Consider the following 14,363-nt stretch of genomic DNA (forward strand, 5'->3'; position numbering starts at 1 on the left):
CTGTTTTTAAAAATGCAATTCAAAACATTGGAGAAGTCTTTGTATTTTTAAAAAGAGCAATTATGAAATTGATTCAATAAAAAATGAAAAGATAAATTATTTATTAAGGGTTTAATATTAATAAAAAACTGATAAAGTTGAAATTAGTCCTGAATCGGCTGAAGAACTTAAAAATGACATAAAAATCTTAAGAATTAATGAACCTTCCTTTAATGAAGTTTGAGCAAAACTATATGTCGAAGGTGCCATAACGCAGCAGCCGGTGCTCCTGTGGTGATGAAAGGTACAAATGCAGTAGTTTTAGATGCTAAACAAAATATAAATATTGTTTCTTACATGAAATAACATTGGAAAGTCTTATTGGACCTACTAATAAATTTTGTAGAAGGTTGGGTTATATAATGTGTAAACTCAATTTAATAGATATTGATTATCAATTAAATGGAAATAAAATAACCTTATCCGTTGAAAAGTTCAATTCTCTCAATAGTTGTGAATTGACTGTTACGTTTAACGGATTATTTCATAATACATCACCTAAGTGGGATGTTTCGAAAGAAGATCTTGATGGTTTTATAGACAGGTTAAAAATTATTCCTTCAAAAGACGAGGTACTCTCCTTTCACCCGATGATAGAACCAGGTTTAGAAGTTTACATTATAAATGACAACCCTCATTATGAAGATATGCTTAAAATGATTTTCGTACTTGATTCTGGTCTTCTTGGTACCAGTCGTGCCACAACATCCTCTGGTGATGCATTTTGTATTACTTTAAATAGCAATAGAATTGAAGAATTTTGTAGACAATATGATGAAAATATAAGATAAAATTTCAAAGTTAAATACTCTCAGGATAGAGCTATCAATATAGTTCTATCTTGTTTTATTGGGAAGAAAGTTAATCACGGAAATAGCGACGTACTAATTAAGTTAACGAACTCTTATAGCACTGGCTGAATCTAATCCATTTAAAGGTGCATCGGGTATCAAAAGTTGGGGTTATTCAAAATCGCCATGGTTACAATAAAGTAAATGATATTAAAATCAGTTTCCTATCTTAAATATAGTGTGGTAATTGCTTTTATAAATTTTAATTTTGATTATGTTATACTGAAATTTGGAATTATTAACGAACTTAGAGGGGGATCTTTACCATGAAAAAAAGAGCAAATTTCTTATTCATTGAAAAGCAGGATGATGTGTATACAGTCAGTATGACACCAGAATTACAAGACGATATTGGAACAGTTGGATTCGTTGAATTCGTCGATGAAGACAATGTAAAGAAAGATGATCCGATTTTAAATTTAGAAGCTTCAAAAACGGTCTTGGAAGCTTATTCCCCGTTAACCGGAAAAATTGTCGAGCGTAATGATAAAGCGGTGAGCGAACCAGCGCTGTTGAACTCTGCAAAAACGGAAGAAAATTGGTTAATTAAACTTTCCGATGTAGATGAAGCGGAATTTAACCAATTGGAAGACGCTTAAGAACTTATGTTGAATCAAGAAGATAGATTAGATTATTTGATTAGATATCTATTAGAAGAAAAACCAAATGGACAAGAGTTAGCACAGTCCGAACTTAACTCGATGGATGAAAAATTCGAGCTGTTTCGTGGCTTATGCAATGTCCGTGAAGCCAAACTAGTCAGTGATGAATTTATCGAAACTCAGGATGCTTTTTTAACCGAATGGAACCACGATCGTAAAATCACGCGATTAGATGATTTGCAACCAGTTCAATCCCAGATTTATTTATGGAAGGGCGATATTACAACGCTTGCAGTGGACGCGATTGTGAATGCGGCGAATAGTCGACTGTTAGGGTGCACACAAGCGAATCATGATTGCATTGATAACATCATTCATACGCGAGCCGGTGTGCAACTCCGCTTAGCATGCGATGAAATCATGACCGAACAAGGTCGGATGGAAGCGGCCGGGAAAGCGAAATTGACCGATTCTTACAATTTACCTTCCTCGTATGTCATTCATACGGTTGGCCCATTCATCGATGAACGCGGCGTTTCCCCAATAAAAGAACAACTGTTGGCATCGTGTTATTCGTCTTGCTTAAAGTTGGCTGACGAACAAGGACTGGATACGATTGCGTTTTGCTGTATCGCGACAGGTGAATTCAATTTTCCAAATGAGCGGGCAGCCGAGATTGCGATTCAAACGGTGAAAGAGTATCTGTCGAAATATAAATCTAAATTAAATGTAATTTTTAATGTGTTTTCTGAAGAAGATCTAACCATTTATGAAAACTTATTAGTGAACGAATAGGAGATTTTTATGCAAAAGCTTAACTCTATTTGGCAAACACCGACACAAGATTCTTTTTTATCCCAAGCAGATATTTTAACGCAACTGATTGACGAAGCCGAAGCGGTCGTCGTCGGAATCGGAGCGGGAATGTCTGCTGCGACGGGGTTTACATATGTAGGAAAGCGATTCACGGATACGTTTCCTGATTTTATCGAAAAATATCGCTTCTTCGATATGTTGCAGGCGAGTCTTTTTGAATTTGAAGACTGGCAAGAATACTGGGCGTTTCAAAGTCGATTCTGTCTATTAAACTATTTTGACCAGCCTGTCGGACAAGCTTATGTTGATTTGAAGCAGATGTTGGCGGATAAAAACTATCATGTCATTACGACGAATGCGGATAATGCGTTTTACGCAGCAGAGTACGATATGGACAAAGTTTTCCGTATTCAAGGCGAATATGGCCTATGGCAGTGTACCGAACATTGTCACCAGCAAACATATCAAAATGAAGCATTGATTCGCGAGATGGCTGAGAAACAATCCGACATGAAAGTGCCGGCAGACTTAGTACCGTACTGCCCGGAATGCGGTGCACCTCTTGAAGTGAATAAGCGGACAGAGGAGAAGGGGATGGTCGAAGATGGCCATTTCCACGAACAAAAAGAACGCTACGAACAATTTTTAGAAGAAAACAAAGATAAAAAGGTGCTTTATTTGGAAATTGGTGTGGGTCATACAACGCCACAGTTCATCAAGCATCCTTTTTGGAAAATGACCGAGGAAAATGAAAAAGCGCTGTTTGTAACGATGAATCAAAAGCAATATTTTATTCCACATGCGATTCGTCCGCAAACGATTCAGTTGGATAATGATATTGCTGAGATTTTTCAAGAAGCAGCGAACAAGTAACTCACATTGGGGGATGACCGATGTATTTAATTGAACCGAAACGAAATGGTCAATGGGTGTATGATCCAGGCGTATCCATGGCCATTCAAGATTATGTGAAGAATCATATTTTTTTGGATGAAGATATTCTGTTTACTTATATGATGCATCCAGTCGTACAAATCGGTAAGTATCAAAATGCGTATGAGGAAGTCAATCAACCGTATATGGACGAGCATGGCATTCAAATTGTTCGCCGAGTGACAGGTGGCGGGGCGATTTATCTCGATGACCGCAATATGAGCTTTTGTTTCCTGATGGACGTGAATCAATCAAACGATATTTTCGGGAATTATAAACGATTATATGAACCTGCGATTGAGGCTTTGAAAAAATTAGGTGTCGATGAAAACTTGCTTGAACAAAAAGGACGAAATGATTTAGTCCTTGATGGCAAAAAAATATCCGGTGCGGCGATGACTGTTGAAAAGGGACGCGTTTATGCGGGCTATTCGTTATTGACGGATCCCAACTATGAAGCGATGGTGTCTGCGTTGAATCCAAACATGAAAAAGCTCGAATCCCACGCCATTCAATCGGTACGTAGTCGTGTTGGCTCGATTCGCCCTTACTTAGCACCGGAATATCAGAACATGAATGTTTGGGAGTTTACCGATTATATGCTTTGTGAGCTATTAGGTATTGATGATGTCAGTGAGGCAAAACGCTACGAGTTAACGGAGGAAGATTGGGCGAATATCGATCAGTTAACCGCTGAAAAATATCATAATTGGGACTGGAATTACGGACGTTTTCAGCAATTTGAATATAAGATGACCGAGCGCTTCCCGGTTGGAACCATAACTGTAGGTTTGGTTGTGAAGCAAGGTAAAATAGCTGATGTACAAATTACCGGTGATTTTTTCGGGAAAAAAGATACGAAAGAAATCGAAGCTGCGTTAATGGGTGTCCGTTTACGTAAGGCGGATATTTTGGAAGCTCTACAGCCGTTTGATTTAAGCGATTATTTCGGAAACATTTCAACTGAAGAATTTGTCAGTTTTTTAATGAGTGAAAAAGTACCGACCACATAGGAAAGAAGAATGCATATGGTACGATTAGGAATTTTGGATTATGCACAAATTGATGAAGGCAGTGATGCCAAGCAGGCATTGGAGAACTCAGTCGAGCTCGCACAGCTGGCTGAGTCACTTGGGTTTCAACGTTTTTGGATGGCTGAACATCATAATGTACCTGCTTTTGCCTGTAGCTCGCCAGAACTGATGATGATGCGGATTGCTAATGCGACTAAGCGGATCCGTGTTGGTTCAGGTGGTGTGATGCTACCGCATTATAGTCCGTATAAAGTTGCGGAAAATTTTCGCATGCTTGAAGCGACTCACCCAGGGCGAATTGATTTAGGGATTGGCAACACGATTGGAACGAAAATTGTCAATCAAGCGTTGAATGAGAAAAAACAAGGGAAGCTCAACTACGAGCAAAGCATCACTGATTTGAAAGTGTACTTAAATGACGATGCGGTGGATGATCACCGTTTTAGCGGAATTTCGGCGAACCCGGTCATTCCGACTGTGCCACAAATGTGGGTGTTATCGACAAGCATTAAAAGCGCGAAGATGGCTGCTAAGTTAGGCATCGGTTATACATTCGGCTTGTTTCCAGCTCCAGGAACCGATAAATTTGCAGTCGGTGTCAAAGCTTCCGAAACGTACCGAGATGAATTCCAGCCATCACCGTTTATGCAGAAACCTAGCGTTTCGATTGCACCTTTCGTTGTCATCGCAGAAACGAATCAGGAAGCAGAGGAATACGCTGAAGCCTTGGACTTTTGGCTACTCGGAAAAGATAACTTCAGTTACGTCAAACAATATCCGTCCGTGGAAACCGCTCGAGCATATAATTATTCGGATGAAGAGATCACAACGATTGAAGAGAATCGGACACGCATGATTGTAGGCGATCCAGCGCGAGTTAAAGAGCAGCTCGGTCAATTGATCGATGAATTTCACGCGGATGAAATATTGTTGATTCCGCTCATGCCAGGAATGGACGTTCGCAAACGAGCGATTGAGTTGTTGGCTGGGTTGTTTTAAATTAAAAAGAAGCAAGAGGGCTCACACTCCTCTTGCTTTTTTTATTGGAGTAAGGTGATTGAGCGGCTACTTTCAATTTATCGGCGGGTTCCAGAGTTTTATTGGCGGGTTTTCATTATTTATCAGCGAGTTTTCTCAATTTATCGGCGGGTTTTCAACGTTTATCGGCGAGTTTACTCATTTTATTGGCGGCTCGGCACGTTTGTCGGGCGGTTGCACGCGCTAATCGGGCGGCTCGAAACGTTCATCGGGTGGCTGCAACGCTTTGTCGGGTGGCTGGACGCGCTGCGTCGGGTGGCTTAATGCGTTTATCGGGCGGTTGGAACGCTTTGTTGGGTGGCTCGGCACGTTTGTCAGGCGGCTGGACGCGCTTTGTCGGGCGGCTCGGCGCGTTTATCGGGCGGTTGCATCCGCTTTTTCGACGGCTTGCAGCAATTTATCGATGGCTTCCGCGAGTTTATCGACGTCTAGCGCTGATTATTCGACGGCTCCACTCAATATATCGACATCTCCATCCATTCTATCAACGGCTCTCCAATATTATACACCACCTAACACACACGACTCTAAAACATAGTTTTACCTCTATGCCCCGCCCAAAACTTCTGAGTTGAGACCAAATGTCCCGTAATTTCCTCACTTCATTGCTTTCTAAAAGACTATTATCCTTTAAAAGATGATAAAATGGTAAAAAAGATGTCGAATTAGAGGGTGTTCGAATGTTTAAGCGGGTGAAAGAAGCAACCTATTTAACAGCAGAAAAGGCATGGAGGTATCGGGCGATTCTCCGTTATTTTTATATGCAACACGAAAGGATGCGGGAGTTCCTTTTTCCAGAAGAGATTTTAGAGCACCTCTTGCAGTTTGTTGAGTTTCAAGATTATTCGGAAGAAGCGCTTCATCTCGATTTGGATGCACTTGTTAAATGGGGAAATTTAATCGCCAGACAGGAGTCGGGGAAGTCCAGGACTATTGAAGAATTTAAAAAGAAGCGATTTCGTTACCAATGTACACCTTATACAGTTGAATTTGAACGTATGTTGATGGAATTAGAAAATGAGGGTGAAACATTTGGTGGTTCGCTAGAAAAGACGCAATTCGAGCGTTTGTATCAATCGTTAATGAAAATAGAACAGGTTGTTACCGGGAAACATCAAGAAACAGATGAGGAATGTGCTCAGGTTTGGGAGGATGTTTTGTCCTATTTTCGGCAAATTACGCAAAACACATCCGATTATATCGCTTATATCAATAGCGAAGAGGTCGAGGAGCGAATGCAAACAGAGGCCTTTCTTGTTTATAAGGATCAATTCACGATGTATTTAAGGGATTTTATTATCGCCCTACAAGGAACGGCATTGCAAATACAAGATTTATTGATGAGCCTTCACAAAAATAAGCTTCAATTCTTTTTTGAAAAAGTCAAACGTCATCATGAACAAGTGTTTCGTTTTGATGAGGATGAAATGGAAAAGAAAAATCCAATCGAAGAGTACCTAGACAAATGGGTGAGTATCAAGGCATGGTTTCTTGGTAATGAATATGGCGAAAGTGAATATGAGATGCTGCAACAACGAACGAATGAGTCCATTCGTCGAATCACCCGTGTTGTTCAGCGACTGGGGGAGCGGCATCAGCAATACCGAAGCCGGAAAAAAGATTACCTTCACCTTGCCAAGTGGTTTGATTCGATGACGGAAATGGACCGGGCGCATGAGTTGTCTTCGATAGCATTTGGTGTGTTCCATACGCGTCATTTTCATATTGATCAAAACCCGACAGATGATATTTACACCGATGTATGGGATGAAAATCCGATGCAACACGAAACAAAACCGATTGTCCGGCATTACAGGGAGAAAACTCGTGCGAGCGCGGTTAAGAGCAATCGAGAACAGAAAGAAGAAATGGCACGAATCCATCTCGAACAAAGACAACGGGAGAACGAGTTAATTGGGCAATATATCAATGGAAATGAAATCAAAATTGAGAATTTGCCGGTTGTTGAAACCCATGTCCGTAAATTATTACTCTCTTGGATCGGAAAGGCAATGGCCACGAAAGATCGGACAATCAAAACGGAATTAGGGAGAAGGGTACGGGTGAAGTTGAGCGACAAACGAGTTCTTTTACAAGCGGAAGATGGCCAATTGGAAATGCCGAACGCTGTTTTTCACTTCGTAGACGAAGGGGATGTGAGCTGATGGATAATTTGAGTTTTGATGAAAAAACACAGGAAGCTTTGGGCATCCTTTTCGAGCAATTTTGGGTGCTCCGGACAGAAGAACCACAAACCTATCAACTTTTACGTGAGCGTGAGAATGGGTTAAAGCGTTATGTATCTGAGAAGTTTGGATTCGACCTGATTGCTCATCAGCATTTTATCAAACTTGAAAAAATTCCCGTCGATCCGAAAGCGTGGATGGGAATCCAAGCTTTCACCACACCACAAGACTATGCAATCTTTTGCTGCGGACTAGCTTTTACAGAGCGGCGGTCAGTCGATGAGCAATTTTTGCTATCGGACATCACAGAAGATATTCAAGATATGTACCCAGGAGAATTTCCATTGGATTGGACGAATTATCAACACAGAAAATCGCTCGTTCGCGCGTTGAAGAAAATGGTGGATTTACATATTATCAAAGCGGTCGATGGCGATATTGAAATGTTTGCTCGTGATGAAGAACAAGAAGTGTTATATGAAGTCACTGTGTATGCCCGTTATTTTATGCGTTCTTATCCGGATGATTTATTTCGATATGAAACAATGCAAGAGATACTCGATAGTGAATGGAAAAGGCACCAAACCGATACACGAAGGAAAAGGGTTTATCGTAAATTGATGTTCTCGCCAGTTGTATACAGGGAGTCTGAAGATGATCCAGACTTCGGTTATATTCGAAACTACCGTAACCGACTGCGCGATGACTTAGAGGAGCATACCCCTTTTCAATTGGAAGTTTTTAAAAACGCAGCTTTTCTTGTTTTAACGGAACGTAAACAGCGCTACACGTTGTTTCCTGATCAAAAAGCAATCATGAGCATCGCGCTCCATGTTCAAGCGTATATCCGTGAGCGCCTAGATCGATATGAAATGAATTCGATGGGGGAAATCAAGGTTACGGTTACTGAATTTGCGCAGATTGTTGAAGATGTCAAAGCGCAATACGGTCACGGGTGGAGTAAACAATACCGCGAGATGACCTATACCGCAATTGCTGATGAGTTATTGCAACTGTATAAGGAATGGGAAATGGTTAGCATGGAAGAGGATACACGGATGGTTATCTTAAAACCTGCAATCGCCCGAATGGTCGGCCATTACCCAAAGGATTATTTAGCGGAGGTGAAAGATAGAAATGAATAAGTGGAAAATGAATCGAGCGGGCTTATTGAATTTTTGGTACTACGATGAAGAGGTTTTTCCGTTTGCTGATGGGAAGTTATTGCTCAGAGGGAGTAATGGATCCGGAAAATCAGTGACGATGCAAAGCTTTCTGCCGGTGCTGTTAGACGGAAAAACTTCCCCGGACCGTTTAGATCCGTTTGGTTCAAGAGCCAGAAAGATGGAAGATTATTTACTTGGCGAAAAAGAAATTGTTGACCGCGATGAACGGACTGGTTATCTGTTTTTGGAATTTAAACGAGAAGAAACAGAGCAATATACGACAATTGGAATTGGATTACAAGCGAAGCGTAATAAGCAAATGAAGTTTTGGGGCTTCATCATTACCGATAACCGGAGAATTGGCATCGATACGGAATTATATAAACTGGAAAACAATGGTGGCCAAAAGGAAAAGATCCCTTTATCACGAATAGAACTGGAAAATATGATTAATCAAGGTGGACAAGTTGTTCAAACAAAATCTGATTACGCTAAGCTGGTCAATAAGCATTTATTTGGGTTTGAAACGATTGAAGCCTATGAAGATTTGATCAAACTGCTTATTCAATTGCGAAGCCCGAAACTTTCCAAAGATTTCAAGCCGACTGTCATCTATGAAATTTTGGAAGCGGCTCTACCTCCATTATCAGACGACGATTTACGCCATTTATCCGATACAATCGAACAAATGGATCAGACAAAGCAACAGATTGAACAGTTGGATCGGGAAGCCACTGCCATTAATCGTTTGAATCAAATTTATCATCGTTATAATCAAAAAGTTTTAGTTGAACAAGCCAGTGAATACTTGCAATCGAGTAAACGTTTGGCAAAAGAAAAAGAGAACTATGAGCAATTGACTACGGATAAAGAACATTTGGATGTTGAAATTGCATCGTTGGAACAGGAAATCAACGAGTTAGAAATACGGCAAAATGCCAACAAAGCACAAGAGGATCGATTGCGTACTCATAAAGTATGGAATTTGGAGAAAGAACGGCAAGAGGCAGAAGAAAAAATAGAAAAATCAATAGTCAATCAAAATAGAAAAGACGAACAATTGGAGGATCGAAAAGAAAAACAACTCCAATTACAGAATGACCAAAAAAAAGTAAACTTAACGATTGAAAACCGAACAAAAGAAATGGATGACAAGTTAATCGATTTAATGAATGATGCAGAAGAAGCCTCCTTTCAAGAAGTTCACGAATTGAATGAAAGAGACTTTGTACGCCATCGGTCTGAGCATTTTGATTTTACTGTCTGGATGAAAGAGGCAAGCAGCCATTTAGCTAGTTTGGAAGAAATCGAACGAGAGCTCAGAAACTATGAACAATTAAAATCCAAATATATGGAAAAGAATCATGAGTTGGCTGAAGAAACGAAACAGCTGGATGAAGTGATTGATCAAGAAAAAGAGTGGACCAGATTATTCGAGGCAGATAAAGAGGAAAAACTAAATGAAATTCATCATTGGCTTTGGGATAAGAAGTGGATTGAGATTGAGGAAGAAATTTTACAAGAGACAGCAAGAGCCGTTCATCATTTATACGAGCCAGCGAATTTCGAGAAGGTCATAGAACCATTCAGAGAAGCGTTGATTACGTATGAGATGAAGCAAAATCAGCGCATATCTGAATTGCGATTCGAAGAGAACCAACGGCTAGATCGAATCGAAGAAAAAGAGATGGAACTCCAGAAATGGAAGGAGAAAAAAGATCCTGAGCCAGAGATTGATACGTTAACCAAAGAAGCCCGACAGCAATTAGAAAACAAGGATGTTCCGTATGTGCCATTTTATTCAGCTGTTGAATTTCAGGAACAAGTCGATTTGGAAACACAAAAACGGATGGAAGCGGCATTGATGGAAAGTGGCATACTGGATGCTCTGATTACTGAACATCATTTTGAACTTAAACACGATCGCATATTGACTCCAGCACCGAATTTACTGACGACAACATTAGCCGATTACTTAAAACCAGATCTGGATCAATCGAGTAAACTGTCAGCCAGCCTTGTCGACGAGGTGTTAAGAAGCATTACGATTGGAGTAGATCAAGAGACGACTCTACGGATCAGTGAAGAAGGGGAATATCAACTGGGATTGTTGAAAGGACACGCACTACCGATTGACAATGTCCGCTACATTGGTCGTAACGCTCGGAAACGCTTTAGGGAAGAACAGATTCGTCTGCTCCAAAATGAAATAGACGGATTGCATTTGGAAAAAGAGCAGGTTAGTGAGGAAATACATGCAATCGAAGCAACCATTTCAAATGCCAAGCATGATTTTGCAAATTTCCCTACTGATGATGATTTGCAGGAAAGCTTTGCTCAGATTAAAGAGGCACGACTTCAAATAAATCATCATAAAAAACAGACTCAGCGCCTATCGGATGAATTGAAAAGAATTCATAAGAGCTACACAGACGTGAAGCGAGTGATTGACGAGCGCACGAGAGATTATCAACTGACGATAAATCGAGAATCCTATCAAGAAGCGATTACGGTTATGAAAAGATATGAAAAAGGTCTATCCCAGTTGGAAAAAGAACAGATTCAGTACGTTAATGAACGCCAGCGGATCGATGCAATCTCTGAACGGATTAACGAACTGGAAGATGATATATTAGAAATAACTGGTGAAATCAACGAGTTGAAAGGTTCCATTGCTGGCATGAAACAGACAGTCGAGCTGATCGATCAGCAATTAGAACGACAAGGTGTTGAGGACATACGCCAGCAAATAACAGGGGTCCAAAAAGCACTGAAAGAAATTGAAGAGGCATTAAAAGAAAAAAATGACGCCACACCTAGAAAACAAGAAAACCGTCGTCAATTGATCAAAAATATAGAAACAAAAAGAGAGCAGCTTGAATTTTTGACAAACCTTTCAGATGCATGGAAAACATCATTTGAAAATGAACTGAACCGGGGTTTTGTGAAGCTGGATCGAGATAAAGATAGTAATGAAATCGCTAAAGACGTCATCAAGGAATATAGCAACCAAGAAAATGAAGTTGACCGATCCAAATTAGCTAGCCAACTCACACAAGAGTTTTATAAACAACAAAGTGACCTGATGGAATACCGCCCCAATAACTTTCCGGCGATTATCAGTCCACCTGCTTGGATGAATGAAGTAGAAGACGAGGAGCAAATACCCCATATTGAAAAGTGGAAGCAAAAAGCTTCCCGCCAGCTAATTGAATTGAATTATCAGGCCAAGCAAGTGAACCCTTACCTCGTTCAACAAGAAATCGAAATGGAACAAGCTCGTCAAGAAAGTTTTCTAGATGAACAAGATCAAGCATTATATGAAGAAATACTATTTCATTCGGTTGGCCAGAAGTTACGCGCAAGAATTCGACGGGCTGAGCAGTGGGTTCAACAGATGAAAAAGCTAATGGAAAGAAGGGATACATCTTCTGGTCTGTCGTTTTCGATTAAATGGAAGCCACGCACGGCTGATTCGGAAGCTGAAATGGACACGGTTGATTTGGTCCATTTGCTTAAACAGGATTCCAAATTACTGAAAGAAGAAGATCGAGAAAAAATAACGACTCACTTTCGGACAAAAATTGCGAAGGCGAATGAAATGATTGGAGACGATAGTGAGTTACAGACATTGCTCCAAGTGTTAAAAGAAGTCTTGGATTATCGTAAATGGTTCTCTTTTGTCCTATACTTCCAACGCGAAGGCGAGAAAAAACGCGAATTGAATAATAACCAATTTTATAAATTTAGTGGTGGGGAAAAAGCGATGGCGATGTATATTCCTCTATTTACTTCTTGTTACTCGCGTTACTTGGAAGCCGATCGGAATGCTCCTTATATCATTTCGTTGGATGAAGCGTTTGCAGGAGTGGATGAGAACAATATTCGGGAAATGTTTGAAATCGTTGAACAGCTTGGGTTTGATTACATGATGAATTCTCAAGTATTGTGGGGAGATTACGATACAATCAACGAGTTGTCGATTTGTGAGCTCGTTCGGCCGAAAAATGCTGACTATGTCAGTGTTCTTCGTTATCACTGGGATGGTAATAAACTCGGTGTAGACCTTCCTGTTACACAAGAGGAACAGCTATTCAGTTAAGGGTGAGAAGATGATTAATGAAGCATTAGCTTATTTTAAAAGTGAAGCTGGTTACCAGCGGTTATTTACCCTTTTCAAGAAGAAATATGAATCACTCGGACGGTTTGGGGGAACAGTGAAAACCGCTGATTTCACCGATGAAGAATTAGAAGGGATTGCTCGCTTTTTCGGATTAACCCCAAGCGAATTACGAAGCAAAGGAAAAATATCCATTAGCCATTTTGAGAATCATCTACAACGAACTAAATTTGAAGAAATCAGGTTGAAAGAGTTGCTAGAAGCCTATTTTCGTGAACCTTTACGCTCCAATAAAGAAAAAAGACAAGCGAAGGAAAATGAACAGAACCAGTTTCTAACCGAGTTGAAGAGCGACTTCTCCGCTCTTCAATTTTGGTTGGAATATGTCCAAAAGAAGAAGCCAGATACGTATTGGATTTACCGATTGATCGAATCTTCCTCAGAAGAATTCGTAAACTGGATGCATCAGCTAAACCAAGCCATTACACAGATGCCGTATAATTATGAACGTTTACCGATGTTTAGCCAGCGGTTGACAAAAGATCCGCATGCATTTGATTTAAATACGAATCTTGGGAAGTTGTTTATTCACGTTTTATCCGTTGATTCTCAAAAAGAAGGTTCGGTTGTTGTACCGACGGATAGTGAAGGGATGAATGACCTCCTGTTAACTTATCGACTCTTAAGAGATGACATCACCAATTATGTTAGCTGCGCCAATTTAATGGCGGAAACAAAAGAAGGTGCTCAACCCATGTGGGAAGCGGCCGCAAGAGTACACAGTGTGATGAATGTCCCCCTTAGGGAGTTAGTCAAACTGACAAAAGCCTATCCCAACAACATAAACAAAAGTGTGTGGATTGTCGAGAACTCTGGCGTTTTTTCTAGCCTATTAGACCAGGCACCTGCTACTCCATTAATCTGTACGCATGGACAGTATCGGCTAGCAGGTCTGTTACTCATCGATTTCTTGGTGAAAGAAGGATGTACCATTTACTATTCGGGTGATATTGACCCAGAAGGACTCGGTATGGCCGAAAGACTGCTGAATAGACATCCACAGCACGTACGTTTATGGAAAATGAATGTAAATGACTATCTTGCTTCTCTTTCTGAGTTAGAGTTACCAGAAGAGCGATTATCCAAATTAAATCGAATTTCAACACCAACATTGATACCGGTCATTGAAGAAATGAGGCAACGTAAAAAAGCTGGTTATCAAGAGGCGTTAGTAAATGAAATGGTGAGCGAATTAATAGCGAAGAATAATTGAGGTATCGTTTAAGAACAGAATTACGGGGGAGGCTGGTATTCTATTGGCGGGTTTTCTCGTTTTATTAGCGAGTTTCCATCGTTTATCGGCAAGTTTACTCACTCATCGGGTGGCTGCAACGCTTTGTCGGGTGGCTCGCCGCGTTTGTCGGGCGGCTGCACAGGCTGAACGGGTGGCTTGCCGCATTTGTCGGGCGGCTGCATAAGATTTTTCGACGTCTCGCAGCAATATACCGACGGCTCCACCCACTTTTTCGATGGCTCTCGACAATTAATCGATGGCTTCACTCGATTTTCAACGGCTCC

General features: G+C 40.6%; 12 protein-coding genes. All 12 read left to right on the top strand.

The window, feature by feature from the left end:
- Nucleotides 1-401 precede the first annotated feature (401 nt).
- The 12 genes from FPQ13_RS10315 (at nucleotide 402) to FPQ13_RS10365 (ending at nucleotide 14,058) form a co-directional block, all read left to right on the top strand.
- Entirely contained in the window at nucleotides 402-830 is a 429-nt protein-coding gene (locus FPQ13_RS10315) for a hypothetical protein (protein WP_144089249.1), read from the top strand.
- 326 nt (nucleotides 831-1,156) lie between these two features.
- Entirely contained in the window at nucleotides 1,157-1,489 is a 333-nt protein-coding gene (locus tag FPQ13_RS10320; protein ID WP_144089250.1) for a glycine cleavage system H family protein, read from the top strand.
- A 6-nt stretch (nucleotides 1,490-1,495) separates the two neighbouring features.
- A complete protein-coding gene (locus tag FPQ13_RS10325) occupies nucleotides 1,496-2,287 on the top strand; it encodes a protein-ADP-ribose hydrolase (protein WP_144089251.1) in 792 nt (263 codons plus the stop codon).
- Between the two features lie 9 nt (nucleotides 2,288-2,296).
- Nucleotides 2,297-3,181, top strand: coding sequence for an SIR2 family NAD-dependent protein deacylase (locus FPQ13_RS10330; protein WP_144089252.1), 885 nt, complete (start codon nucleotides 2,297-2,299; stop codon nucleotides 3,179-3,181).
- Between the two features lie 20 nt (nucleotides 3,182-3,201).
- Nucleotides 3,202-4,254 carry a lipoate--protein ligase gene (gene lplA, locus FPQ13_RS10335; RefSeq protein ID WP_144089253.1) on the top strand — a complete coding sequence of 351 codons (1,053 nt, stop codon included), beginning with the start codon at nucleotides 3,202-3,204 and terminating at the stop codon, nucleotides 4,252-4,254.
- Nucleotides 4,255-4,269: 15 nt separating this feature from the next.
- Nucleotides 4,270-5,274 (top strand): LLM class flavin-dependent oxidoreductase, encoded by a 1,005-nt coding sequence (locus FPQ13_RS10340; RefSeq protein ID WP_144089254.1) that lies wholly within the window; start codon nucleotides 4,270-4,272, stop codon nucleotides 5,272-5,274.
- Nucleotides 5,275-5,332: 58 nt separating this feature from the next.
- Nucleotides 5,333-5,500 carry a hypothetical protein gene (locus FPQ13_RS13535; protein WP_186279653.1) on the top strand — a complete coding sequence of 56 codons (168 nt, stop codon included), beginning with the start codon at nucleotides 5,333-5,335 and terminating at the stop codon, nucleotides 5,498-5,500.
- 39 nt (nucleotides 5,501-5,539) lie between these two features.
- A complete protein-coding gene (locus tag FPQ13_RS10345) occupies nucleotides 5,540-5,851 on the top strand; it encodes a hypothetical protein (RefSeq protein ID WP_144089255.1) in 312 nt (103 codons plus the stop codon).
- 142 nt (nucleotides 5,852-5,993) lie between these two features.
- On the top strand, nucleotides 5,994-7,478 hold the full coding sequence (locus FPQ13_RS10350; RefSeq protein ID WP_144089256.1) for a TIGR02677 family protein: 1,485 nt from the start codon (nucleotides 5,994-5,996) through the stop codon (nucleotides 7,476-7,478).
- Nucleotides 7,478-8,644 carry a TIGR02678 family protein gene (locus FPQ13_RS10355; RefSeq protein WP_144089257.1) on the top strand — a complete coding sequence of 389 codons (1,167 nt, stop codon included), beginning with the start codon at nucleotides 7,478-7,480 and terminating at the stop codon, nucleotides 8,642-8,644. Before FPQ13_RS10350 ends, FPQ13_RS10355 begins: the two co-directional genes overlap by 1 nt.
- On the top strand, nucleotides 8,637-12,767 hold the full coding sequence (locus FPQ13_RS10360; RefSeq protein WP_144089258.1) for a TIGR02680 family protein: 4,131 nt from the start codon (nucleotides 8,637-8,639) through the stop codon (nucleotides 12,765-12,767). Before FPQ13_RS10355 ends, FPQ13_RS10360 begins: the two co-directional genes overlap by 8 nt.
- A gap of 10 nt (nucleotides 12,768-12,777) precedes the next feature.
- Complete coding sequence (locus FPQ13_RS10365) at nucleotides 12,778-14,058, top strand: TIGR02679 family protein (RefSeq protein WP_144089259.1); 1,281 nt, start codon at nucleotides 12,778-12,780, stop codon at nucleotides 14,056-14,058.
- Nucleotides 14,059-14,363 lie beyond the last annotated feature (305 nt).

The organism is Allobacillus salarius, from assembly GCF_007559425.1.
Lineage (GTDB): Bacteria > Bacillota > Bacilli > Bacillales > Alkalibacillaceae > Allobacillus > Allobacillus salarius.